Genomic DNA, 22,147 nt, shown 5'->3' with positions numbered 1-22,147 from the left:
GTTTTGAGAGAACACTCTCAATGGTTTGGTGGCGATAGCGAAGAGGTCACACCCGTTCCCATGCCGAACACGGAAGTTAAGCTCTTCAGCGCCGATGGTAGTCGGGGGTTTCCCCCTGTGAGAGTAGGACGCCGCCAAGCCATTACACGTAAGTGTAATATACGGAGGATTAGCTCAGCTGGGAGAGCATCTGCCTTACAAGCAGAGGGTCGGCGGTTCGAGCCCGTCATCCTCCACCATTCCTATCATACATAAGTTGGCGTATTAGGCCGGTGTAGCTCAATTGGTAGAGCAACTGACTTGTAATCAGTAGGTTGGGGGTTCAAGTCCTCTTGCCGGCACCACTTTTATATGTTATACTATATAAGTCTCTTGTAATAAGAGCCATTAGCTCAGTTGGTAGAGCATCTGACTTTTAATCAGAGGGTCGAAGGTTCGAGTCCTTCATGGCTCACCATATTTTTCTTGCGGATGTGGCGGAATTGGCAGACGCGCTAGAATCAGGCTCTAGTGTCTTTACAGACGTGGGGGTTCAAGTCCCTTCATCCGCATTGCCAAACGCGGAAGTAGTTCAGTGGTAGAACATCACCTTGCCAAGGTGGGGGTCGCGGGTTCGAATCCCGTCTTCCGCTCCAACTATACTATACCATCCATGCCGGGGTGGTGGAATTGGCAGACACACAGGACTTAAAATCCTGCGGTAGGTGACTACCGTGCCGGTTCAAGTCCGGCCCTCGGCACTTATTGTTGCGCCCGTAGCTCAATTGGATAGAGCGTTTGACTACGGATCAAAAGGTTAGGGGTTCGACTCCTCTCGGGCGCGCCATACATACTTTTGAAAAACGGGAAGTAGCTCAGCTTGGTAGAGCACATGGTTTGGGACCATGGGGTCGCAGGTTCGAATCCTGTCTTCCCGACCATTTTGGGGCCTTAGCTCAGCTGGGAGAGCGCCTGCTTTGCACGCAGGAGGTCAGCGGTTCGATCCCGCTAGGCTCCACTTGATTTTAATTGTTTTTGGCGGTGTAGCTCAGCTGGCTAGAGCGTACGGTTCATACCCGTGAGGTCGGGGGTTCGATCCCCTCCGCCGCTACCATTGGACCTTTAGCTCAGTTGGTTAGAGCAGACGGCTCATAACCGTCCGGTCGTAGGTTCGAGTCCTACAAGGTCCACCACTTATACGGAGGAATACCCAAGTCTGGCTGAAGGGATCGGTCTTGAAAACCGACAGGGGTGTCAAAGCCCGCGGGGGTTCGAATCCCTCTTCCTCCGCCATATCTAATTTAATTATCATCGCGGGGTGGAGCAGTTCGGTAGCTCGTCGGGCTCATAACCCGAAGGTCGCAGGTTCAAATCCTGCCCCCGCAACCAAAAAATGGTCCGGTAGTTCAGTTGGTTAGAATGCCTGCCTGTCACGCAGGAGGTCGCGGGTTCGAGTCCCGTCCGGACCGCCATTTATAAAAAGGCTCGGTAGCTCAGTTGGTAGAGCAACGGACTGAAAATCCGTGTGTCGGCGGTTCGATTCCGTCCCGAGCCACCATTTAATTTAATATTGTTTTGGCGGTTGTGGCGAAGTGGTTAACGCACCAGATTGTGGCTCTGGCACTCGTGGGTTCGATTCCCATCAATCGCCCCAAACAACATGCGGGTGTAGTTTAGTGGTAAAACCTCAGCCTTCCAAGCTGATGTCGTGGGTTCGATTCCCATCACCCGCTCCATTTTTATATTGTCATGGGCCTGTAGCTCAGCTGGTTAGAGCGCACGCCTGATAAGCGTGAGGTCGGTGGTTCGAGTCCACTCAGGCCCACCATGATGATTTTTCCACAGTAGCTCAGTGGTAGAGCTATCGGCTGTTAACCGATCGGTCGCAGGTTCGAATCCTGCCTGTGGAGCCATACGGAGAAGTACTCAAGTGGCTGAAGAGGCGCCCCTGCTAAGGGTGTAGGTCGTGTAAGCGGCGCGAGGGTTCAAATCCCTCCTTCTCCGCCATAAGGCCCGTTGGTCAAGCGGTTAAGACACCGCCCTTTCACGGCGGTAACACGGGTTCGAATCCCGTACGGGTCATAATAAAAAACCTTGCATAGTATGCAAGGTTTTTTATTATGCGTTCATAACGTAAATGGTAAAAGACAGGTATGTGGCAAAAGCGCTCCATAATAAATAAGGAACCAGAAGCCAGGCTGAAGCTTTACTGTATTTACCGGCAATGAGCAACAGAATGAGTGTTGTCACAGCCACAAGCAGGCAATCGATAGATGCAGCAAGCAAATTTTTCTGTGTGAATTGAAAATAGCTGAATCCTTGATTCACGATATAATTGATGAGAAGCATCACCCAAAAAGCTTTGGATTCTTTACATGAAAACTTTGCGTATATCAAGGCTGTTGAGAGCGAAATGAGCGCAAACAAAACCGCCCATATGATGCCGATCACTGATCCGCTCGGCGTCCAGTCAGGTTTTTGCAGCGCGTCGTACCATTCCCGGTCGATGGGAAAGAGAAACCCTGCTAAAGAAAACAAGACATATGTAATGATAAATACAATAATTGCACCGATATACTTCTTTTTCATTTGTTCCCTCCGCCATTCAATGTCAATACGTTTGTTCCCTCTTTTGGAAAGATCAAACCTTTTAAAGATCCATGCACCATTAAGTGTATGAGTTTTCAGTGTGAAAATGCAGAAAACCAATTATTTGTATTCAAAAACCCCGGCAGGCCGGGGTTTTAATCAGCATGAAGATCGCCAAAGGTCGTCATAATTCCTTCTTCGTCCAGTTCCTGCTCATATTTTTCGTGTGCTTTGCTTGGATACACGGAAATGTTTTTTCCGGTAATATCTGTCGCGACAAAGTTTTCATAATTCTCAGCATAGCCGATGTTTTCTTCTGAGTTCATTGTCATATCCCCATAGCTGAGCGGCGGATCTTCTAAATCCTGAGGCGTTTCTGAGTTTCCGTATTCCTCAACATCCTGATAAGCATCTTCACTATCGTAAGCCGCCCGGATTGATTCATCATCATCAAATTCAAACTGTCCGAACGGTGTTTCCTCTTCAATCGGCCTGTCTTTGGAAACGGCATCCTGCGAGGAATATTCCGCCAATGTCGTAGCCGTCGGCAGGGCTTCGAGTCTGTCATAAGGAATGTCCTTGCCGCTGACTTCACATGTGCCGTATGTGCCGTTTTCAATTTGTTTCAGAGAGTAATCAATATCGCGAAGGTGCTCCCGTTCATGGTCGAGCAGAGCCAGGTCTTTTTCCCGCTCGTATAATTCGGTCGCCTGATCGCCGGGATGATTGTCATAGGAAGACAATTCACCGGATGATTGATACGGGAATTCATCAGTTAACTGAAATTGATCATTTTCTTTAAAGCGGCTTAAAATATCATCTCTGGCTTCTTCCAATTCTTTTTTTAAGTGTGTGATCTGTTCGTTTGTAAGCACATCAATCCCTCGTTTCTATGTGATGCTTACTGTTAGTATGAACGTTTTTGCGCAGAAAAATGGTGGATAAAAATAGTCATTTTCCCACGGGGAAGTAAAAGGATACAGTGATTGCCGAGAGTGGGGAAAGAAAATTCAAGTTTGTTTCTTTATTCATTTGCGCAAAAAGGTTTATAATAAGAAATGCGGGCATTTTGTCGTGCTCAAATCTGTGTGTTTGACACAAATTCATCACAGGTGTATTGTATTAAAAGCATTTAACGGATTATGGAGGAATGTCTCATGGTGACAACGGTGCAGCATACGTTCCGAGAGGAAGCAGATCATGCATTACATAAAGCCAAACAAGTCAACCATGCTGTCTTATTGAGCTATTCAAGACGTATTGCGTCTTTAGACCCTCTATCATTTTTCAAAGACGGAGCAAAAAAATATAAAGGCAAACGATTTTTTTGGTCAGAACCCGGTAGTGAATTAACAATAGTCGGTCTTGGCACAGAAGCGCTGTTCCAATCGAATGAAAAAAATGGAAAACGTTATCACGACGTTTTTGAACAATGGGAGCGCTTTAAAAAGACGGCTTTTCATATTCATGAAGAAGAAGAGGCGGCGCATACCGCGGTCGGCCCTGTCTTATTCGGCGGTTTTTCATTTAATCCCGCTGAAGAGAGAGGAGACGAATGGAACGGGTTCGAAGAAGGGCTGTTCTTTATCCCCTCACTCATGCTGACAAAGACGGCAGATGGTGATTATTTAACCGTCAATCAATGGGCGGCAGACGGTAATCAGGCAGAAGATACGCTGAAACGTCTGAAATCTTTTTCAGAAGCTTTTGCAGTTTCTTCAATTCAGTATGAAGAATATCCTGTTTTAACAAAAGCGGAAGAACTTGATGTGGAAAACTGGCTTGAGGCCATTAAAACAGCAACAAATGATATGAAGGCAAATCAATATGATAAAGTCGTGCTGGCAAGGGAAGTCGTTTTGTCATATGATGGGCCTATTCCGGCGGAGAGCGTTGTCCGCAAGCTTTTGACGGACCAAACGACAAGCTATGTTTTTGCGATTGAGCAGGGAGATAAATGCTTTGTCGGCGCTTCACCGGAACGGCTGATCAAAAAATCAGGCAAAGACGTTATGTCCACCTGTCTGGCAGGTTCAATTAAGCGCGGAGAAAATCAACAAGAAGATGACCGTCTCGGCAAAGAGCTGCTGCATGACGAAAAAAATCTCGCGGAACATGATTTTGTGGTTCAGATGATACACGATTCTTTCTTGGCGAGCTGCAGCGATGTGAAAAAGCCTGCAGGTCCGCAATTATATAAAACAAAAAGTGTTCAGCATCTATATACGCCGATCACAGGCCATCTTAAAACGTCCGCTTCGCTGTTTGATTTAATTGAAAAGCTGCATCCCACTCCGGCATTGGGCGGAGCTCCCCAGCAGAAAGCTGTTGAAGTTATCGCTGATATTGAACCGATGACACGCGGATGGTACGCGGCTCCGATCGGCTGGATGGACGGCAGGGAAAACGGAGAATTTGTCGTGGCTATCCGATCAGGGCTGATTGAAGGCAAAAGTGCGCGGCTTTTCGCAGGCTGCGGTATTGTTGAAGATTCAGATCCGCAATCAGAATATGAAGAAACACAAATTAAACTAAAGCCGATGATCTCTGCTTTAGGAGGTGAAAGGCTTTGACAAACCCGATTACACATTATATCGGAAGTTTTATTGATGAATTCGCTCTATCTGGTGTCACCGACGCGGTTGTTTGCCCGGGATCGAGGTCAACTCCCCTGGCGGTTTTGGCGGCGGCCCACCCGGATATTCAAGTCCATATACAGATTGATGAACGATCCGCAGGTTTTTTCGCACTCGGTCTTGCAAAAGCCCGCCAGCGTCCGGTCATGCTGATTTGTACGTCAGGAACGGCAGCGGCTAACTTCTATCCGGCCGTGATTGAAGCTCATTATTCAAGAGTGCCTCTTATTGTCCTGACTGCTGACCGGCCTCATGAATTGAGGGAAGTGGGGGCGCCTCAGGCGATTAACCAGCATTTTCTGTTCGGTAACTTTGTTAAGTTTTTCACAGACTCGGCTCTGCCTGAGGAAAATCCTCAAATGCTGAGCTATATCAGAACATTGGCCGGCAGAGCCGTAAGTGAAGCCGGGAAGCGCCCGATGGGGCCAGTCCATATCAATGTGCCGCTCAGAGAGCCTTTGATGCCGGATTTATCAGCCGGACCTTTTGAAAGAATGAGAAAGGGGAAGCACGTCTCAGTCACAACAGGGATGCAGTCAGCTGATCAAGACGCGCTCTGTCATATTACAGAGCGTCTCGCGGGTACCGAAAGAGGTATGATCGTCTGCGGCGAAATTCACGGTGAAGCAGAAAAGCAGCAAATCATCGCGCTTGCCGAGATGCTTCAGTTCCCGATTTTGGCTGATCCGCTTTCAAACCTCCGAAACGGGGAGCATGATAAGACGCTGATTATTGATGCTTATGACTCGTTCTTAAAAGATGAAGAAATAAAAGAGGCGCTGCGCCCTGACGCTGTGATCCGCTTCGGTCCGATGCCGGTTTCCAAACCGCTCTTTTTATGGCTCAGAGATGATCCTGCCATTGAGCAGTTTATCGTCGATGAAGACGGAGGATGGAGAGATCCCACCCAGGCCGGCGCGCATATGATTCATTGCCATCCGTCGGTGTTTTTGGAAGCGGTCCGTTCAGCTGAAACCGGAAAACGGCCGTCCGGATGGCTTGAGAAATGGCAGTTTGTCAATGACCGGTTCCGGAGTCATTTACAGGCCGCGAGCATGGATGATTTATCATTTGAAGGAAATGTATATCGTCAGCTTCAGCACCTTGTCCCTGAAGGCAGTTCGATTTTTGTCGGCAACAGCATGCCGATCCGCGACGTGGATACTTTCTTTGAAAAACAAGATCGTTCCTTCCGTGTCTATGCCAACCGCGGCGCTAACGGCATTGACGGAGTTGTCTCCTCGGCTATGGGGCTGTGTGAAGGTACAAAAGCTCCTGTCACGCTTGTCATTGGAGATTTATCGTTTTACCATGATTTAAACGGGCTGTTAGCTGCTAAAAAACTTGGAATTCCGCTTACGGTTATTTTAATAAACAATGATGGCGGCGGGATTTTCTCGTTTTTGCCGCAGGCATCTGATAAGACTCATTTTGAAGAACTGTTCGGTACGCCGACGGGTCTTGATTTCCGGCATGCCGCCGCACTGTACGGCGGGACGTATACTTGTCCGGAGACATGGGAAGCATTTAAGGATGCGTATCAGCCGCAGGCGGACAAGCCCGGACTTCATATAATCGAGCTGAAAACAGATCGGACATCAAGAGTTCAATTCCATCGCGATCTGCTGCAGGCCGCAGTGCGGGAAGTGAAAAAAGAATGGAAACTGTAACAGTTAAAACGGCCGACGGCGTATGCTATCGTGCTGCTGATAGCGGACACGAATCGTCTGAAGCTATTGTTTGTCTGCATGGATTTACGGGCAGCAAAGAATCATGGATGTTTTTACGCGGCATGTTTCCCGGCGAGCGAATGGTGATGATTGACTGCCTGGGTCACGGGGAGACAGACGCGCCTGTGCAAGCGGCAAGGTATAGTGCGAGCCGGCAGGTTGCGGACCTTGCCGCCGTTTTTGATCAATTAAAACTTCACAAAGTGAAACTTATTGGTTATTCTATGGGGGGAAGACTTGCGTATTCCTTCGCACAGGCATTTCCGCATCGGGTATCAGCGCTTGTTTTGGAAAGTACAACCCCGGGCCTCAGCACGCTTCAGGAACGCAAAAAGCGGATTCAGTCAGACCGGAAGCTTGCTGACTTTATATTGAGGGAAGGTATAACATCGTTTGTTGATTATTGGGAGAGCATTCCGTTGTTTGCCACGCAGCTCTCTCTGCCGGACAGCGTAAAGGCGTCCATCCGTGCCGGCAGGCTGAAGAATAATCCGTCCGGACTTGCAGGAAGCCTGCTCGGAATGGGGACGGGCTCACAACCTTCCTGGTGGGAGGCATTACACCGCATCAAGGCGCCCGTCCTGCTCATATGCGGTGAATGGGATGAAAAGTTTTGCGCTATTAATCAAAAGGTGCATAACCTGCTCCCATCAAGTAAAATAGAGGTTGTCAAACAGGCGGGGCACACGGTACATGTGGAACAGCCGCGAATTTTTGGTAAGATAGTAAGTGAGTTTTTATACGGCTTGTAAAGCATAAAGAAAATAGCTTTTCGGCCGGACTCAGGCAAAAATGAAGGAGGTCATATCAATGGCTGCAGAATGGAAAAGTGAACGTCAGTACGATGAAATCCTGTACGAGACGTATAACGGTATTGCAAAAATAACAATTAACCGCCCGGAGGTACATAACGCATTTACTCCTAAGACGGTATCAGAAATGATTGACGCGTTTGCTTGTGCGCGTGATGACTCCAATATTGGTGTCATCGTTCTTGCGGGAGCGGGAGATAAAGCATTCTGTTCAGGCGGAGACCAAAAAGTCCGCGGTCACGGCGGATATGTCGGAGACGATCAGATCCCGCGTCTGAATGTGCTTGATCTTCAGCGTTTGATCCGCGTGATTCCTAAACCGGTCGTGGCGATGGTATCAGGCTATGCCATCGGCGGAGGCCATGTGCTTCATATCGTCTGTGATTTAACGATTGCGGCCGATAACGCGATTTTCGGTCAAACCGGCCCGAAAGTGGGAAGCTTTGATGCCGGTTACGGCTCAGGTTACCTGGCGCGTATCGTCGGACATAAGAAAGCCCGTGAAATCTGGTACCTGTGCCGTCAATACAACGCGCAGGAAGCGCTCGACATGGGGCTTGTCAATACGGTTGTCCCATTAGAGAAACTTGAAGAGGAAACAATTAAATGGTGTGAAGAAATGCTTGAGAAAAGCCCTACAGCCCTTCGTTTCCTTAAAGCGGCATTTAACGCTGATACAGACGGCCTCGCCGGAATTCAGCAATTTGCAGGAGATGCAACGCTTCTTTATTACACGACTGACGAAGCGAAAGAAGGCCGTGATTCCTTTAAAGAGAAACGCAGTCCCGATTTCGGTCAATTCCCTCGTTTTCCGTGATCAGATGACACTACGAAACAGCTTGAGCCGCTCTGGTCCAAGCTGTTTTCTTTTCAAAAACAGTACTTTTACCTCGGAGATGATAACATGCTGACAGAACAGCCGAATTGGCTCATTCAAAGGGCTCAGCTGACACCGGAGAGAATCGCTCTCATATTTGAAAACAAACAGATGACATTCAGAGAATTATATCATGCTTCTAAACAAATGGCCGCGCGGCTGTCCAAATACTGCTCGCTTAAAAAAGGAGACCGCGCCGCGATTTTGCTTTCTAACAGACCGGAAATGGTTTATGCCGTTCACGCCTGCTTCTTATTAGGGGCGGAAGCTGTGCTGTTGAATACGAAGCTCTCAAAACAGGAACGGTTGTTTCAGCTCGAAGATTCACAGGCAAAGCTTTTATTGACGGAGGACGGTTTTTGCCGCGAAGAATATGAATCTGCGGTCGCCACCGCAGATGTGGACGAGCTGCAGGCTGAAGAGGCGGGTGACATGGAGCCGGAAGCTTATGTAACACTTGATGATACGGCGACTCTTATGTATACGTCAGGAACAACGGGAAGGCCGAAGGGGGTGCAGCAGACTTTCGGTAATCATTATTCCAGCGCTGTATCGTCTGCGCTGAATCTGGGGGTCACAGAGCGGGACCGCTGGCTTATTGCGCTGCCGCTGTTTCATATCAGCGGTCTGTCTGCGCTGTTTAAGTCGGTCATTTACGGCATGCCTGTCGTGCTTCATCAAAAATTTTCTGTCACTGATGTGCTGGACAGCATCAGCTCCCATCAGGTCACGATCATTTCAGCGGTGCAGACCATGCTCTCGGGCCTGCTTGCGGAAACTGAACAATGTCCTGCATCACTGCGCTGCATTCTGCTTGGCGGGGGTCCGGCACCGCTGCCGCTCCTTGAAGAATGCCGCAGGAAACAATTTCCGGTATTCCAATCTTACGGCTTGACTGAAACCTGCTCACAGATTGTCACGCTTTCTCCGGAATTCAGCATGGACAAGCTCGGCTCGGCCGGTAAACCGCTGTTTTCATGCGAAATTAGAATTGAAAAGGACGGAAACCCTTGTGCGCCGTTTGAACATGGTGAAATTACGGTGAAAGGCCCGAATGTAATGAAAGGGTATTATCATCGTGACGACGCGAACCAGGCCGCTTTTCATAATGGATGGTTTAAAACGGGCGATCTTGGCTATTTGGATGATGAAGGGTTTTTATACGTGCTGGACAGGCGGTCGGACCTCATCATTTCAGGCGGAGAGAACATCTACCCGGCAGAAGTGGAAGCGGCGCTGCTTGCCCATCCGGCTGTAGCGGAGGTTGGTGTTTCGGGAGCCGAAGATCCGAAGTGGGGGAAAGTGCCGCATGCTTTTCTCGTGCTGACTTCTTCTGCCAGTTCTGAGGAGCTGACCGCCTTTTGCCGTGAGCGGCTTGCAAAATATAAAATACCGGCTGCTTTTTTCGAGGTTGACGAGCTCCCGCGGAACGCGTCCAATAAACTGATGAGGCATCGGCTGAATGAGCTTCGTAAAGGAGAATTGTCATGATTAAGATTGAAAAAATCACCCTTTATCATGTAAGTATGAGGCTGAAAAAACCGTTTAAAACAAGTATTGAAACGCTGCAGGATCGTAAATTTTTGATCGTGGAAGCGATCGATGAAACCGGGAGAACCGGCTGGGGGGAGGTATCGGCGTTTTCTTCTCCGTGGTATACAGAAGAAACGATTCAGACATGCGCGCATATGCTGAGAGATTTTTTCATCCCAAATGTCGTAGGCCGCGAGTTTTTCCATCCGTCAGAAGTGCCTGACAGTCTCGCGCGTTTCAAAGGAAACCGCATGGCAAAAGCGGGGCTTGAATCAGCCGTGTGGGATCTATATGCCAAGAAAAAGGGGATATCTCTCGCAGAAGCCTTAGGGGGCAAAAGAGATAAAGTGCCCGCCGGCGTGGCGGTGGGTCTGGCTTCGGCTGATGAGATGCTTCGGGAAATTGAGCAATACGTAAAAGAAGGTTATCAACGTATAAAAATAAAAATTCAGCCCCGCCATGACGTTGATCTGGTCAGAGCCATCCGCAGCCGTTTTCCGAACGTACCGCTGATGGCGGATGCCAACTCGGCTTATGAACTGAAAGACATCAGCAGGCTGAAAGAGTTGGATGAATTCCAGCTCATGATGATAGAACAGCCGCTTCAGGCAGACGATATTGTCGATCACCGCCACCTGCAGAAACACTTGAGAACCGCGGTATGCCTTGATGAAAGCATATGCTCATATGATGATGCAAGGCGGGCGATTGAGCTTGGGAGCTGTAAAATCATTAACATAAAACCGGCGCGTGTAGGGGGCCTGACAGAGGCTTTAAAAATACATGACTTATGCAGAGAGCATCACATGCCGGTTTGGTGCGGCGGAATGTTTGAAACCGGCATTTCGAGAGCGCAGACAGTCGCGCTTGCTTCGCTGCCGCAATTTACAATACCGGGTGATATTTCCTCATCAGACCGATACTGGGAGGAGGATATTGTCACTCCCGACATCCGTATCGAAGAGGGATTCATCTCTGTCCCGGACGGTCCCGGACTGGGTGTTGAAGTCAATCAGGAAATAATGAGAAAATACGTCACCCAAATGGACGTTTTTACGACAAACAACTGATAAAAAGACATTTCAGCGAGTTGAGCTGCCTGTATGCTGCTGTTATATTGAAACTGTTCATTATCACCCCTTCCCCCGTTTGAACCGGCTGTATCAGCCGGTTTTTTTAATAGGCGAATGCGATGATTTTTTTATTCTTCAAACAGTGTCGGCTTTACATCGCAGGTGCTGCTTTCCGGCTGGGGCAAACATGTACATCTTGATAAAAAATTCTGTGCTTGTCATGAATGCGATACTGATTGTATCGCATGCCGCCGCCTATATTTGCCGCCGAACCGCCTTTCTGCCATGCTTCTCATCCGCGCGGTTTTCCCCGGCTCAGGGGCTGATATCAAAAAGGCTTGCGGCGGAAATGAAAAAGAGCTGTATAAAACAGCTCTTTTCTTTTATAAATCATGCGGTTTAAAGGTTTTGCAATCCGTTTCTTCACTTTTTTCAGCGGTTTCGCCTGTATGGCTGACCACATAAATAGCGTCGGCCGTGCATTTGTTTCCTCTGCCCCAATATGAACAGTTATTGACTTCACACAGAATTTTTTGGTCCATGCTGGCTCCCCTCCAAGATAAAAGGTACGCCTTTAGTATGAGCCGCCCTGATTTTTGTTATTCCTCCTGGCGGATATAACGTCTGTCTTTCATAAAGAGCTTCCAGAAGAAATAAAACCCGGGGAACAAAATGATGAAAGCGACGATATACGTCATAAACAGCGCCCTGAAGGTTGCCGGCTCCGTAAATCCTGACATGACCGTAATATCCGGATAAATCATATAAGGAAGATGAGCCCGTCCGTATGCATAGCTTGCCAGAAAGTATTGGAGCGCAATGGCGATCATGGCGATTCTCGGTTTGCCGAGGTTGCGGCCGAAGTGCTTATTCGGCAAAAACAGAGCCACGCCGGCAATGATAAATGTAATGACAGACAGAATGAGCCATGTCTTGTCTTTCATCATCCCCGTATACAGCCAGCCGGCTTCAGAGCGTAACGTCAGCATAATGAAGAAGGCAAACAGAAGCGACAGCGGCCCTGTTAGTAAAGAGCTCCGTCTGTAGATGCGGTACGCATGCTCCTCTTCCGCAACATTTGAAAAATCGGCCAGAAGCAGTGAAGATAAAAATAAAGTGCTTAAAATGGCAAAGCCGATAAACGCATACGCATTAAGGCTTGTAAAGACATTTGCCAAATTCAGGTGATACACTCCGCCCGTCTTCTCAATAAATCCTCCGTGTGTGACCGGAAGGACCAAAATCAGCACAGCGGGAATAATGAAGCCTGAAATTCCGGAGATATATCTCATGATTTTTCTTTCCTTCGCGGTATTGGAGAAGACGAGAAAGCCGCTGCGGATGGCTAAGAGCAGTAAAATAATACTTCCCGGGATCAATAAAACGGTTCCCAGCACGAAGGTTGCCCCTGGAAAGAAGCTGAATAGGGCGACAACGATCGCGACGATAAAGACGTTGGTCACTTCCCATGTCGGGGACAAATAACGGTTGGCGATGTTTGTCGCCTTTGTTTGTTCTCTATTTAAATAAATCATCGACCAAAAGCCGGCTCCGAAGTCCATCGTTGCCATGACCGCGTAGATAAACACGAAGCCCCATACGATTGATATCGCAATGAGAGCATCCATGGTAATGTCCATTTCAATTCAGCCCTTTCTATTGTTAGGATTCCGCCGCTTTTACATCCTCCTCAACAGGATGTTTGCGGAAATAGTAAAGCAGCACATAAATGACTGCGGCTGCCAAAATGGCGTAAACCACTGTGAACAGGATGAACAGCAAACCGATTGAACCGGTTGTCGTGACGACATCAGACGTTTTCAGGAGATGGTAAATCACCCATGGCTGCCGCCCCGTACAAGCGAATATCCACCCGAATTCAATTCCGATCAGACTGAGCGGTCCTGCGGTTAAAAATAAAATCAAAAGCCAAGTCGGAAAGCTGTCTTTCTTTAAAATTTTTCTCCACACGATGCCGATGATGGAGTACAAAATGAGCAGCATCCCGATGCCGACCATTCCGTTAAACAGTGTATGGATGAATAAAGGCGGCCACTCGTCTTTCGGAAACGCGTTCAATCCTTTGACGACGGTATCAAAGCTGTTTGCGGCCAAAAAGCTTAAAGCCCACGGCACTTCTATCGCCCATTTTACTTTTTCTTCTTTTGCATCAGTAAAACCCCCGATCGCAAGCGGAGCGTGTGATCTAGTTTCAAACAGCCCTTCTGCGGCCGCAAGCTTCTCAGGCTGGTATTCGTAAAGAAGCTGGGCTGACTCGTGACCGTTTAAAGAGGCAAGAATGGAGAATATCCCGCCGATCGTTAAGGCGAGCAGCAGCGCTTTTCGGTGAAAGCGGTATACCTGCTCCTGTTTTCTCGTTCTCAGCATTTTATAAGCCGCTACTGACGCGACGATAAATGCACCGGTCATGAAAGCCGTCAGAACGACATGGCCCGCGGTGGTGAAAAAGCTTGGATTAAAAAACGCTGCCCACGGTTCGACGTCAGTGATTTTGCCGTTTAAAATTTTAAAGCCGGCCGGCGTTCCTTCAAATGCGTGAACATTTGTGATTAAGACGGCGGATGCCGCGGCGCCGATCAAAACGAAAATAACGGCAATGATGCGCATCGCCGGAGTCAGCCGATCAGCGGCGTAGACATAAATGGACATAAACAGCGCTTCGATAAAGAAAGCATAAATTTCAATCTGAAACGGAAGTGACATCACCCTGCCGATGACCTCCATGAATCCGGGCCACAAAAGGGCAAGCTGTGTACCCGCGATCGTTCCGGTCGGTATCGCCACGCCGAGCAGAACAGCCTGCGCCTTCGTCCACCTTTTCGCCATAATGGCATAATGCGGATCTTTTGTTTTTTGATAAATCAATTCAGCCATTAAAATCATCAGAGGCAAGCCGACACCAAGCGTCGCAAAAATAATATGAAAGCCCATGGTTGTCCCGAACAGACTTCTGGCTAATACTAAATCATCCACGATCATAAACCGCCTTTCTAAATTACCGTTTTATGTAATGTGATTATATTATTTGCTGAAGCGATTAGATTATTCTTCCGATTCCATATATGTGCAGGGTTTAGAAATCAAGGGATCAGGGCATATATGATTGACAAGCGCCTATTTAAGGTTTAGAATAAAACGTAATTATTACGATTTAAGAAAGGGAGATCACCATGAAAAAAGATATTCATCCGGATAACCATCAAGTGATTTTTCAAGATGTGAACAGCGGCTACCGCTTTTTAAGCCATTCTACGAAAACGTCAGAGGAAACGGCAGAGTGGGAAGACGGAAAAACATACCCGCTGATTAAAGTGGAAGTCAGCTCAGATACGCATCCGTTTTATACAGGCCGCCAAAAATTCAACGAAAAAGGCGGGAGAGTCGAACAGTTCAACAAAAAATACAATATGGGGAAATAAGACAAGCCCAATGGGGTTTGTCTTATTTATTGAGCACTTTGTCATCTTGTGCGGGGAGTGACGAAATGACCCGCCTTATGTTATATTGTGAATAAAAAGGCAGAAAGGAAACACCAAGATGAGTCTTCTAAACGATATTATGCAATTTAATGAGCAGTTCACTAAAAACAAAGATTATGAAAAATACCAAACATCTAAATTCCCGGATAAAAAGATGGCGATTTTGTCCTGTATGGACACACGTCTTGTAGAATTGCTTCCGCATGCGATGAACATGCGAAACGGCGATGTGAAAATTATTAAAAGTGCCGGCGCGCTTGTCGCCCACCCGTTCGGAAGCATCATGCGCAGCCTTTTAGTCGCTGTATACGAATTAAACGCTGATGAAGTCTGCGTTATCGGCCACCATGATTGCGGCATGAGCAAAATCAACAGCGAGGATATGCTTGATAAAATTATCGACCGCGGTATTCCGAAAGAGCGGATTGACATGCTGAAGCACTCAGGAGTTGATCTTGATCAATGGCTGAAAAGCTTTGATTCAGTAGAAGCGAGTGTTACAGACAGCGTAAACGTCATTAAACACCATCCGCTATTCCCTGACAATGTCCCGGTGCACGGTCTGGTGATTGATCCTGAAACCGGTAAACTTGATCTGGTGATCGACGGCTACCAGCATATGGACTAATGTTTTTGTTTTTTGTCCGGTACGGGATCAACACCGCCCGGATGAAAAGGGTGGCACTTTAAAATCCGCTTCAGTGTCAGCCATCCGCCTTTTAATGCGCCGTGAGTCTTGACGGCTTCGATTCCGTACTGCGAACACGTCGGGTAAAAGCGGCATGACGGCGGCGTCAGCGGAGAGATGAACTTCTGGTATCCGCGGATTAATGCAATCATTATGGTTTTCATCAAAAAACCACCTTTCTGATGCTAGTATAGAAAAAAAATTTCAGATTGAAAAGCTTCCGCCACAATCCTTATCGGAAAACTGTGTTATAATGGATGCATATTCTGAAAAAAGGGAGTGCCATTATGCCTTCAGTAGAAAGTTTTGAGCTAGACCATAATGCGGTTGTGGCTCCGTATGTAAGACATTGCGGAGTGCATAAAGTCGGAACAGACGGCGTTGTGAATAAGTTTGACATTCGCTTCTGCCAGCCGAACAAACAGGCGATGAAGCCGGATACGATTCATACGCTTGAGCACTTGCTTGCGTTTACGATTCGCACACATTCTGAGAAATACGATCACTTCGACATCATAGATATCTCACCGATGGGCTGCCAGACAGGCTATTATCTTGTTGTCAGCGGCGAGCCGACAGCGGAAGAAATTGTAGACCTGCTTGACGCTACGCTGAAAGAAGCCATCGATATTACGGAGATTCCGGCGGCCAATGAAAAACAGTGCGGCCAGGCGAAACTTCATGATTTAGAAGGCGCGAAACGGCTGATGCGTTTCTGGCTGTCACAAGATAAAGAAGATTTGCTGAAAGTGTTCGGATAAAAAACAGGCCTTTTTGCTGATATGCAAAAAGGCTTTTTTACATATTTCTAAAAAATGTCACACCTTATGTGTAAGCGTTTGCTAAAATAGAAGCAAACATGAAGGAGTGATGGGATGAAACGGGCTGTATTGGCAGGTATGTGCGGTATGGTATTTCTATTATCTTCCTGCGGGGGCAATTCGGACAAAACCTCCGCGGATGAGGAGTCTAAAGCGCTTGAGGTCAAGCTTACAGGACCGGAAACGGCAGCACCGCATGAAAAAACGGAATACAAGGCGGAGGTTTTTTACGGCGGCAAGCGTGTCACGGATGCGGATGAAGTCATGTTTGAAGTATGGAAAGAAGGAAAAAAAGGCAGCAGCAAAACAAGCAAGGCCAAGGAGGAAAAAGGGGCGTATCACCTGCGGACTGAATTTGATGAAGAGGGTGTGTATACCGTTCAATCCCACGTAACGGCAAAACAGCAGCATAATATGCCGACTGTAAAAGTGCGTGTCGGGGATGCTGAAGCTGCCGATGATTCCTCCGGCCATGAGGAACAGACGCATCATCATTAAGGATTGTTTTTATCCGTCAAGCCTTTTGATGCGTCCTCCGGCGGGTCAATCGTATGTTTTACGTTATAAGCTCTTACAGTCGACCAGATGGATAAAAGCAGCACAGCGAGCACGATAAGAAAGCCGAAGCCCAGAAGAAGCAGCATGAAATCCCTCCTTTTTAACAAATCATAACATATTTTCCATCCGTAAAATCAAGGGCTAAAAATTTATGTTTTAACACACGATATATAGGGTATATCAATAGTAAATCAAAGGAGGAAGATAGGCATGTCAGAAAAACTATTGGAAGCGGTCAATAAACAAGTTGCAAACTGGACGGTCATGTATGTGAAATTACATAACTATCATTGGTACGTCAAAGGGAAGGACTTTTTCACATTGCACGAAAAGTTCGAGGAGCTGTATAACGAAACGGCTACATATATTGACGATCTGGCAGAACGTCTGCTGGCATTAAACGGCAAGCCGATCGGCACAATGACGGAATCATTGAAGACTGCTTCTATAAAAGAGGCGGAAGGCAATGAGAGCGCAGAACAAATGGTACAGAACATTTATGATGATTTCACTGTCATTGCGGAAGAGCTGAAAAGCGGCATGGATCTCGCAGATGAGGTCGGAGACGAAACGACCGGAGATATGCTGCTTGCCATTCACCAGAATATCGAAAAACATAACTGGATGCTGAAAGCGTATTTAGGATAATCAACAAGGGAAGACCGGGGCTATAAAGCACTCGGTCTTTTATTTGGCTGCCGAAGAGAGGTGTTGTCCATTTTTCTGAAAAATCCAGTCCGTTCCATTCACTTTTCATAGAATAATGTAAGGCCGTTTCTGTGAAAGGATGTTGGATCAAGTGGGCAAAGACTTTGGCATCTTTTCGTTTTTTGCAGTGATCGTGTCGGCAGCGGGGTTTTTCTTTGGCGGTTTTCAGTATTCGTTTCTGATTTTGCTATCGGTCATGGCGATTGAGTTTATCAGTACAAGCTTAAAAGAATCTCTTTTGCAGCAGCTGAGCGCAAGAAAGCTTTTTGCGCGGCTGGTCAAAAAAATCGTGACCCTGGCATTAGTCTCAGTTTGCCATTTTTTTGATCAGCTGCTTCATTCAGAAGGCGCCATCCGCAATTTGGCTATTATGTTTTATATCTTATACGAATCGGTTCAGATCGTGATTACGGCAAGCTCGCTGGGCATACCGGTTCCGCAGGTGCTCGTCGACCTATTGGATACCCTGAAAAATAAATTCAAGCGCAAACCGTAACATTTGCTTCAAAGGAGGCTATACTAGCGGGTAGGATGGTTTTCCTCTGAATTTTTGATAAAGGGCTTCCGAACAAACGCAACTGTGGTATGATGTATGGAAGATATGAAGGAACGGATTAGAGGGATAAACATGTACGAGTTTAAAGACTATTATCAGAATACTGTTCAGCTCTCCTTTGAACACCAGCCTTTTTCAGACAGCCCGAAGCATGTATGGGTCATATGCCGATATGGAGATAAGTGGCTTTTGACTGAGCACGAAGACCGGGGGTTTGAATTTCCGGGCGGAAAAGTGGAGCCGATGGAATGTGCGGAGGAAGCGGCCCTGCGCGAGGTGAAAGAAGAAACCGGCGCCGCGGTAAGACATCTGAAGTACGTCGGACAGTATAAAGTTCTCGGCAGGGAAAAGGTAATCGTGAAGAATATTTATTTTGCCGATATTGAAAAGCTTGAAAAACAGGCTGACTATTTTGAAACAAAGGGGCCGGTGCTGTTCAGCGAACTGCCGGAGAATCTCCCCCGAAATAAAAAATTCAGTTTCATTATGAAAGATTCGGTGCTTCCGATCAGTCTGAAAAAGCTGAAAGAGGACGGCGTATTTCAATCATAAAAAACGGAGACCCGGCGCTTACGCACGGGTCTTTTTTATATTTTTCCTTTCGTCCATTTTCTTTCTAACAGTTCGACTCCCTGATACATCAATGTCGCAAAAATCGCGATGATCAGAAGGCTTAAGAACACAAGAGTGAAATTGAAGACCTGGAATCCGTAAATGATCATGTAGCCCAGACCTTTTTCGGAAACGAGAAACTCGCCGACGATGACACCGACCCAGGATAAACCGACGTTCACTTTAAGCGCGGAAATAATCGCGGGGGCGCATGCCGGCAGAATGACTTCTTTAAACATGATGCTTCTTTTCGCTCCGAAGGTTTTCATCACCTTAATATAGTTTTCATCCACTTCCTGAAAAGCCGTAAAGACGACGATTGTCGTGATAATGACACTGATGACTGCTCCCATGGCGACAATGCTTGTGAAATTCGGTCCGAGTGCCACGATGAGAATCGGTCCGAGTGCGACCTTCGGCATCGCGTTTAAAATGACGAGGTACGGGTCTAAAACCCGGGCGAGCCTGTTTGACCACCATAACAGAGCGGCGAGGCATGTGCCGAGAAGCGTGCCGAGCAAAAAGCCGAGAACGGTTTCTCCTAAGGTTACGCCGATGTGCGCCGCAAGGGATCCGTCCGCAATCTTTTCAACTAAAAGCCTGCAAACGGCGGAGGGTGAGCTGAAGATTAACGGATCGATCCAGCCCGCCCTGCTCGATATTTCCCACCCGGCAAAAAATACGATGAAAATGGCGGCCTGATACGCACGGATCCGGAGCTTTTCTTTTTGGTGTCTTTTCTTAAACTGCTGATGAAGCTGTTCAATCGTGCCGCTGCTGTTTTTCAAGGGAATTCAGCTCCTTCCATATGGTTTGAAACAGCGGCTGAAAGGCCGGATCCTGACGCGCGTCAAACGGATCTAAAGCCGCGAGCTCCTTAGGCACGGTGAATATTTGGTGGATGGTGCCCGGCTGATTCGAAAATAAATAGATCGTATCGCTCATGGCGATGGCTTCACCGATATCGTGGGTGACGAGCACGGCGGTTTTTTGAAAATCCTTTAATGTTCTGAAGACAAGGTTTTCCAAAGAAAGCTTCGTTTGAAAGTCCAGCGCGGAAAACGGTTCATCAAGGAGCAGCAGGCCCGGGTCCGGTGCAAGAGTTCTGGCAAGTGCCGCCCGCTGCCGCATTCCGCCTGAGAGCTCTTTCGGATATTTCTTTTCAACGCCGATTAATCCGAGCTTAGGCAGAAGGCTGAGAACTTCAGCTCTTTTTTCTTCTGTTAATGTTTTTGAAATGTGTAAACCGAGCAGCACGTTTTCCTCAATTGATTTCCAAGGAAATAAATAATCCTGCTGAAGCATATAACCGATTTGGTGTTCTTTATGGTTCGGCACGCTTCCTTCGATCAGCACCCGGCCTTGCGCAGGGGTGATAAGGCCGGCCAGAATGGACAGGAGTGTTGTTTTTCCGCATCCGCTCGGCCCGAGAAAGGAGATGAAATCCCCTTTTTCAATCTGAAAATGTATATCTTTCACGGCGGTTGTCTTTTCTTTCAGCGAGAAATAAGTATGTGTTACATGATCCACATGTAAAAAAGACATTCATGTTCCTCCTATTGTTCTGAGGTGACTTTTTTGGCGATTTTTGTGTTGACGAGTTTGCTGTACGGAATGTGTTTCGGGAGCTCTCCGGCTTCATCCATAATAGATTGAAGCAGTTCCCATTCATCCTTTTGCAGAACTGGGTCTGCAGAGAATGACTTTTGTTTTTTATAGCGCTCTATCGATGTTTCGATAATGGCCGGGTCTGTATCGGCAAATTCCTTCTGAATCGTTTTTGCGATGTCTTTGGCCGGATGGCTCTCCACCCATTGCTGGGCGCGATAAATGGCGCGGGTGAATTTTTCCGCCGTCTTTTCATTAGTTTTCAAATAACTTTCTTTTGCCATAAAGGTTGTGTATGGCACTTGGCCGGAAGCTTCTCCGAAGGATGCGACGATATGACCGATGCCTTCTTTTTCAAATTGGGATGCCGTCGGTTCAAACAGCTGCACATAATCACCCGTTCCGGATGCGAATGCGTTGGAAATATTGGCGAAATCAATGTTTTGAACGAGGTTAATGTCTTTTTTCGGCTCTATGTGATTCTTTTTCAGGACGTACTCACCGGCCATTTGGGGCATGCCGCCTTTTCGCTGGCCGAGAAATGTTTTTCCTTTTAAATCGTTCCATTTGAATGATTTCTCATCCTTCCGCGACACGAGAAATGTGCCGTCCGTCTGTGTCAGCTGCGCGAAGTTGATGACCGGATCTTTTGCTCCCTGCGCCTCCACGTAAATGGATGTTTCAGAACCGACCAGCGCGATGTCTGACCCGTTTGACAAAAGCGATGTCATCGTTTTGTCTCCGCCCCATGTTGTTTGAAGTGACACTTGGAGCCCTTCTTTTTTAAAGAAACCTTTTGCTTCAGCGACATACAGAGGCGTATAGAAGATGGAGTGTGTGACTTCCGCCACCTTTACCTTTGTCAGACTTTCTTCCTGTCTGCAAGCGGGAAGAATGAGCAGGAAAAAGGCGCATATGACAAAAACGCAGCCCGCTTTGAGCCATTTGTTCACGGTGTAACCTCCTTGTTTTAAGCGTTAAAATAACCTTTTCTGCTTTACATATCGTATGATGGGTATAAAAAATGTGTGAGTGCCCATATTCACGTTGGGAAAGAATAAAAAAACTGATGATATAAGGAGGCGCATTGTATTGCTGGTAGAAAAGAAAAGGTTCCCGTCTCCGAGTCCGCATGTCCGCCTCTTTGCGGTATGCTATGAGTCAGAAGGGCTGAAGGTAAAGGGGCTCCTTGCCGAACCTGCGGCACCGGGAACATATGACGGTTTTTTATATTTGCGCGGCGGCATAAAAAATGTCGGCATGGTACGCCCTGGGAGAATCGTTCAATTCGCTTCCCAAGGCTTTGTCGTGTTTGCGCCTTATTACAGAGGCAACCAGGGCGGCGAGGGAAATGAAGATTTTGCGGGAGAGGACAGAGAGGACGCGTTTTCCGCTTTCCGCCTTCTTCGGGAGCATCCGAACGTCAGGGAAGGGCGGGTGCATATTTTCGGTTTTTCCCGGGGCGGAATCATGGGGCTTTTGACCGCGATTGAAATGGGGCATCAAGCGGCTTCACTCGTTTCATGGGGCGGTGTGAGCGATATGGTGCTTACTTATGAAGAGCGGAAGGATATGCGGCGGATGATGAAGCGGGTGATCGGCGGCACGCCGAAAAAGGTGCCGGATGAATACAGATGGCGTTCGCCGTTTGAAAAAGCAGACCGCATTCAGGCCCCTGTGCTGCTCATCCATGGAGAGAATGATGAGAATGTTTCGATTGAACACGCCCGGATGATCGAGGACAAGCTGAAAGAGGCGGGGAAACCGGTGGAAACTTGGTATTACAGCGGTTTTACGCATTATTTTCCGCCGCAGGAAAACAGACGCATTGTCCGGCGGCTGGCGGAATGGATGAAGACACGGTAAG

24 protein-coding genes, 21 tRNA genes and 1 rRNA gene are annotated in these 22,147 nt (G+C 47.5%); 36 read left to right on the top strand and 10 right to left on the bottom strand.

Going from position 1 to position 22,147, the window contains the following annotated elements; genetic code table 11:
* Positions 1 to 24: 24 nt before the first annotated feature.
* The 22 genes from rrf (at position 25) to ACWJJS_RS15225 (ending at position 2,061) form a co-directional block, all read left to right on the top strand.
* Positions 25 to 140: ribosomal RNA gene (gene rrf / locus ACWJJS_RS15330) — 5S ribosomal RNA — on the top strand.
* Between the two features lie 23 nt (positions 141 to 163).
* A tRNA-Val gene (locus ACWJJS_RS15325) sits at positions 164 to 239 on the top strand.
* Positions 240 to 268: 29 nt separating this feature from the next.
* Positions 269 to 344 (top strand) — tRNA-Thr (locus tag ACWJJS_RS15320).
* Between the two features lie 37 nt (positions 345 to 381).
* Positions 382 to 457, top strand: a tRNA-Lys gene (locus ACWJJS_RS15315).
* A gap of 10 nt (positions 458 to 467) precedes the next feature.
* A tRNA-Leu gene (locus ACWJJS_RS15310) sits at positions 468 to 551 on the top strand.
* 9 nt (positions 552 to 560) lie between these two features.
* Positions 561 to 635 (top strand) — tRNA-Gly (locus ACWJJS_RS15305).
* A gap of 19 nt (positions 636 to 654) precedes the next feature.
* A tRNA-Leu gene (locus ACWJJS_RS15300) sits at positions 655 to 740 on the top strand.
* Between the two features lie 9 nt (positions 741 to 749).
* Positions 750 to 826 (top strand) — tRNA-Arg (locus ACWJJS_RS15295).
* A 17-nt stretch (positions 827 to 843) separates the two neighbouring features.
* A tRNA-Pro gene (locus tag ACWJJS_RS15290) sits at positions 844 to 920 on the top strand.
* Between the two features lie 4 nt (positions 921 to 924).
* A tRNA-Ala gene (locus ACWJJS_RS15285) sits at positions 925 to 997 on the top strand.
* A gap of 19 nt (positions 998 to 1,016) precedes the next feature.
* Positions 1,017 to 1,093: transfer RNA gene (locus tag ACWJJS_RS15280), tRNA-Met, on the top strand.
* Positions 1,094 to 1,095: 2 nt separating this feature from the next.
* Positions 1,096 to 1,172 (top strand) — tRNA-Ile (locus ACWJJS_RS15275).
* Between the two features lie 7 nt (positions 1,173 to 1,179).
* Positions 1,180 to 1,272, top strand: a tRNA-Ser gene (locus ACWJJS_RS15270).
* Between the two features lie 19 nt (positions 1,273 to 1,291).
* Positions 1,292 to 1,368, top strand: a tRNA-Met gene (locus ACWJJS_RS15265).
* Between the two features lie 6 nt (positions 1,369 to 1,374).
* Positions 1,375 to 1,451, top strand: a tRNA-Asp gene (locus ACWJJS_RS15260).
* 10 nt (positions 1,452 to 1,461) lie between these two features.
* Positions 1,462 to 1,537: transfer RNA gene (locus ACWJJS_RS15255), tRNA-Phe, on the top strand.
* A 20-nt stretch (positions 1,538 to 1,557) separates the two neighbouring features.
* Positions 1,558 to 1,633, top strand: a tRNA-His gene (locus tag ACWJJS_RS15250).
* An 8-nt stretch (positions 1,634 to 1,641) separates the two neighbouring features.
* Positions 1,642 to 1,715 (top strand) — tRNA-Gly (locus ACWJJS_RS15245).
* A gap of 15 nt (positions 1,716 to 1,730) precedes the next feature.
* Positions 1,731 to 1,807, top strand: a tRNA-Ile gene (locus ACWJJS_RS15240).
* Between the two features lie 10 nt (positions 1,808 to 1,817).
* Positions 1,818 to 1,892: transfer RNA gene (locus ACWJJS_RS15235), tRNA-Asn, on the top strand.
* Between the two features lie 3 nt (positions 1,893 to 1,895).
* Positions 1,896 to 1,986: transfer RNA gene (locus ACWJJS_RS15230), tRNA-Ser, on the top strand.
* Positions 1,987 to 1,989: 3 nt separating this feature from the next.
* Positions 1,990 to 2,061 (top strand) — tRNA-Glu (locus tag ACWJJS_RS15225).
* A gap of 36 nt (positions 2,062 to 2,097) precedes the next feature.
* Here ACWJJS_RS15225 and ACWJJS_RS15220 read toward each other — a convergent pair.
* On the bottom strand, positions 2,098 to 2,568 hold the full coding sequence (locus ACWJJS_RS15220; RefSeq protein WP_454023682.1) for a TspO/MBR family protein: 471 nt from the start codon (positions 2,566 to 2,568) through the stop codon (positions 2,098 to 2,100).
* Between the two features lie 155 nt (positions 2,569 to 2,723).
* Positions 2,724 to 3,443, bottom strand: coding sequence for a TraR/DksA C4-type zinc finger protein (locus tag ACWJJS_RS15215; protein WP_094247625.1), 720 nt, complete (start codon positions 3,441 to 3,443; stop codon positions 2,724 to 2,726).
* Between the two features lie 282 nt (positions 3,444 to 3,725).
* Here ACWJJS_RS15215 and ACWJJS_RS15210 point away from each other — a divergent pair, with 282 nt between their 5' ends.
* The 6 genes from ACWJJS_RS15210 (at position 3,726) to menC (ending at position 11,226) form a co-directional block, all read left to right on the top strand.
* Positions 3,726 to 5,141 carry an isochorismate synthase gene (locus ACWJJS_RS15210; protein ID WP_070082252.1) on the top strand — a complete coding sequence of 472 codons (1,416 nt, stop codon included), beginning with the start codon at positions 3,726 to 3,728 and terminating at the stop codon, positions 5,139 to 5,141.
* Entirely contained in the window at positions 5,138 to 6,874 is a 1,737-nt protein-coding gene (menD, locus tag ACWJJS_RS15205) for a 2-succinyl-5-enolpyruvyl-6-hydroxy-3-cyclohexene-1-carboxylic-acid synthase (RefSeq protein WP_454023681.1), read from the top strand. The genes ACWJJS_RS15210 and menD overlap by 4 nt, the downstream gene beginning before the upstream one ends.
* Complete coding sequence (gene menH, locus ACWJJS_RS15200) at positions 6,862 to 7,686, top strand: 2-succinyl-6-hydroxy-2,4-cyclohexadiene-1-carboxylate synthase (RefSeq protein WP_070082250.1); 825 nt, start codon at positions 6,862 to 6,864, stop codon at positions 7,684 to 7,686. Before menD ends, menH begins: the two co-directional genes overlap by 13 nt.
* A gap of 58 nt (positions 7,687 to 7,744) precedes the next feature.
* Positions 7,745 to 8,563 carry a 1,4-dihydroxy-2-naphthoyl-CoA synthase gene (menB, locus tag ACWJJS_RS15195; protein ID WP_003152221.1) on the top strand — a complete coding sequence of 273 codons (819 nt, stop codon included), beginning with the start codon at positions 7,745 to 7,747 and terminating at the stop codon, positions 8,561 to 8,563.
* A gap of 87 nt (positions 8,564 to 8,650) precedes the next feature.
* Positions 8,651 to 10,114, top strand: coding sequence for an o-succinylbenzoate--CoA ligase (locus ACWJJS_RS15190; protein ID WP_454023680.1), 1,464 nt, complete (start codon positions 8,651 to 8,653; stop codon positions 10,112 to 10,114).
* Positions 10,111 to 11,226, top strand: coding sequence for an o-succinylbenzoate synthase (menC, locus tag ACWJJS_RS15185; protein WP_172614921.1), 1,116 nt, complete (start codon positions 10,111 to 10,113; stop codon positions 11,224 to 11,226). Before ACWJJS_RS15190 ends, menC begins: the two co-directional genes overlap by 4 nt.
* 386 nt (positions 11,227 to 11,612) lie before the next feature.
* Here the strand turns inward: menC and ACWJJS_RS15180 are convergent, their stop codons facing one another.
* From ACWJJS_RS15180 to ACWJJS_RS15170, 3 genes are read right to left on the bottom strand one after another with little or no spacing between them, the layout of a single operon-like run.
* The gene (locus ACWJJS_RS15180) at positions 11,613 to 11,771 is read right to left on the bottom strand and encodes a DUF1540 domain-containing protein (protein WP_007408842.1); all 159 of its coding nucleotides are present in this window, start codon (positions 11,769 to 11,771) and stop codon (positions 11,613 to 11,615) included.
* A gap of 57 nt (positions 11,772 to 11,828) precedes the next feature.
* Positions 11,829 to 12,869 carry a cytochrome d ubiquinol oxidase subunit II gene (locus tag ACWJJS_RS15175; protein WP_454023679.1) on the bottom strand — a complete coding sequence of 347 codons (1,041 nt, stop codon included), beginning with the start codon at positions 12,867 to 12,869 and terminating at the stop codon, positions 11,829 to 11,831.
* 22 nt (positions 12,870 to 12,891) lie between these two features.
* Entirely contained in the window at positions 12,892 to 14,223 is a 1,332-nt protein-coding gene (locus ACWJJS_RS15170; RefSeq protein ID WP_071392556.1) for a cytochrome ubiquinol oxidase subunit I, read from the bottom strand.
* 197 nt (positions 14,224 to 14,420) lie between these two features.
* On the opposite strand from ACWJJS_RS15170, the gene ACWJJS_RS15165 reads away from it, so the two are divergent.
* Together ACWJJS_RS15165 and ACWJJS_RS15160 are read left to right on the top strand one after the other, a co-directional pair.
* A complete protein-coding gene (locus ACWJJS_RS15165; protein WP_003152229.1) occupies positions 14,421 to 14,669 on the top strand; it encodes a type B 50S ribosomal protein L31 in 249 nt (82 codons plus the stop codon).
* 118 nt (positions 14,670 to 14,787) lie between these two features.
* The gene (locus tag ACWJJS_RS15160; protein WP_003152233.1) at positions 14,788 to 15,357 is read left to right on the top strand and encodes a beta-class carbonic anhydrase; all 570 of its coding nucleotides are present in this window, start codon (positions 14,788 to 14,790) and stop codon (positions 15,355 to 15,357) included.
* On the opposite strand, the gene yidD is transcribed toward ACWJJS_RS15160, so the two are convergent.
* Entirely contained in the window at positions 15,354 to 15,581 is a 228-nt protein-coding gene (gene yidD, locus ACWJJS_RS15155; protein WP_003152235.1) for a membrane protein insertion efficiency factor YidD, read from the bottom strand. The genes ACWJJS_RS15160 and yidD overlap by 4 nt on opposite strands.
* Before the next feature lie 123 nt (positions 15,582 to 15,704).
* Between yidD and ACWJJS_RS15150 the strand changes: the two genes are divergently transcribed.
* Both ACWJJS_RS15150 and ACWJJS_RS15145 read left to right on the top strand, forming a co-directional pair.
* Positions 15,705 to 16,178 carry an S-ribosylhomocysteine lyase gene (locus ACWJJS_RS15150; protein WP_003152237.1) on the top strand — a complete coding sequence of 158 codons (474 nt, stop codon included), beginning with the start codon at positions 15,705 to 15,707 and terminating at the stop codon, positions 16,176 to 16,178.
* A 114-nt stretch (positions 16,179 to 16,292) separates the two neighbouring features.
* A complete protein-coding gene (locus ACWJJS_RS15145) occupies positions 16,293 to 16,736 on the top strand; it encodes a FixH family protein (protein ID WP_454023678.1) in 444 nt (147 codons plus the stop codon).
* Here ACWJJS_RS15145 and ytzI read toward each other — a convergent pair.
* Positions 16,733 to 16,882: a YtzI protein gene (gene ytzI, locus ACWJJS_RS15140; RefSeq protein ID WP_071391461.1), complete on the bottom strand. Its 150-nt coding sequence runs from the start codon at positions 16,880 to 16,882 to the stop codon at positions 16,733 to 16,735. The genes ACWJJS_RS15145 and ytzI overlap by 4 nt on opposite strands.
* A 124-nt stretch (positions 16,883 to 17,006) precedes the next feature.
* Between ytzI and ACWJJS_RS15135 the strand changes: the two genes are divergently transcribed.
* From ACWJJS_RS15135 to ytkD, 3 genes are all read left to right on the top strand, one after another.
* The gene (locus ACWJJS_RS15135; protein WP_003152242.1) at positions 17,007 to 17,444 is read left to right on the top strand and encodes a Dps family protein; all 438 of its coding nucleotides are present in this window, start codon (positions 17,007 to 17,009) and stop codon (positions 17,442 to 17,444) included.
* A gap of 151 nt (positions 17,445 to 17,595) precedes the next feature.
* Positions 17,596 to 18,000: a phage holin family protein gene (locus ACWJJS_RS15130; RefSeq protein WP_003152243.1), complete on the top strand. Its 405-nt coding sequence runs from the start codon at positions 17,596 to 17,598 to the stop codon at positions 17,998 to 18,000.
* 132 nt (positions 18,001 to 18,132) lie between these two features.
* A complete protein-coding gene (gene ytkD, locus ACWJJS_RS15125) occupies positions 18,133 to 18,612 on the top strand; it encodes an RNA deprotection pyrophosphohydrolase (RefSeq protein WP_003152244.1) in 480 nt (159 codons plus the stop codon).
* Positions 18,613 to 18,647: 35 nt separating this feature from the next.
* Here ytkD and ACWJJS_RS15120 read toward each other — a convergent pair whose 3' ends face one another.
* The 3 genes from ACWJJS_RS15120 to ACWJJS_RS15110 are packed head-to-tail and all read right to left on the bottom strand — an operon-like array spanning position 18,648 to position 21,233.
* Positions 18,648 to 19,460 carry an ABC transporter permease gene (locus ACWJJS_RS15120; protein ID WP_014418698.1) on the bottom strand — a complete coding sequence of 271 codons (813 nt, stop codon included), beginning with the start codon at positions 19,458 to 19,460 and terminating at the stop codon, positions 18,648 to 18,650.
* Positions 19,435 to 20,217 carry an ABC transporter ATP-binding protein gene (locus tag ACWJJS_RS15115; RefSeq protein WP_003152246.1) on the bottom strand — a complete coding sequence of 261 codons (783 nt, stop codon included), beginning with the start codon at positions 20,215 to 20,217 and terminating at the stop codon, positions 19,435 to 19,437. The genes ACWJJS_RS15120 and ACWJJS_RS15115 overlap by 26 nt, the downstream gene beginning before the upstream one ends.
* A gap of 11 nt (positions 20,218 to 20,228) precedes the next feature.
* Complete coding sequence (locus ACWJJS_RS15110) at positions 20,229 to 21,233, bottom strand: ABC transporter substrate-binding protein (protein ID WP_071391462.1); 1,005 nt, start codon at positions 21,231 to 21,233, stop codon at positions 20,229 to 20,231.
* A gap of 139 nt (positions 21,234 to 21,372) precedes the next feature.
* On the opposite strand from ACWJJS_RS15110, the gene ACWJJS_RS15105 reads away from it, so the two are divergent.
* A complete protein-coding gene (locus ACWJJS_RS15105; RefSeq protein ID WP_015418056.1) occupies positions 21,373 to 22,146 on the top strand; it encodes an alpha/beta hydrolase family protein in 774 nt (257 codons plus the stop codon).
* Position 22,147 lies beyond the last annotated feature (1 nt).

The sequence above is a fragment of the Bacillus sp. JK106 genome (assembly GCF_053663355.1).
This window is presented reverse-complemented; position numbering and strand designations above follow the sequence as displayed.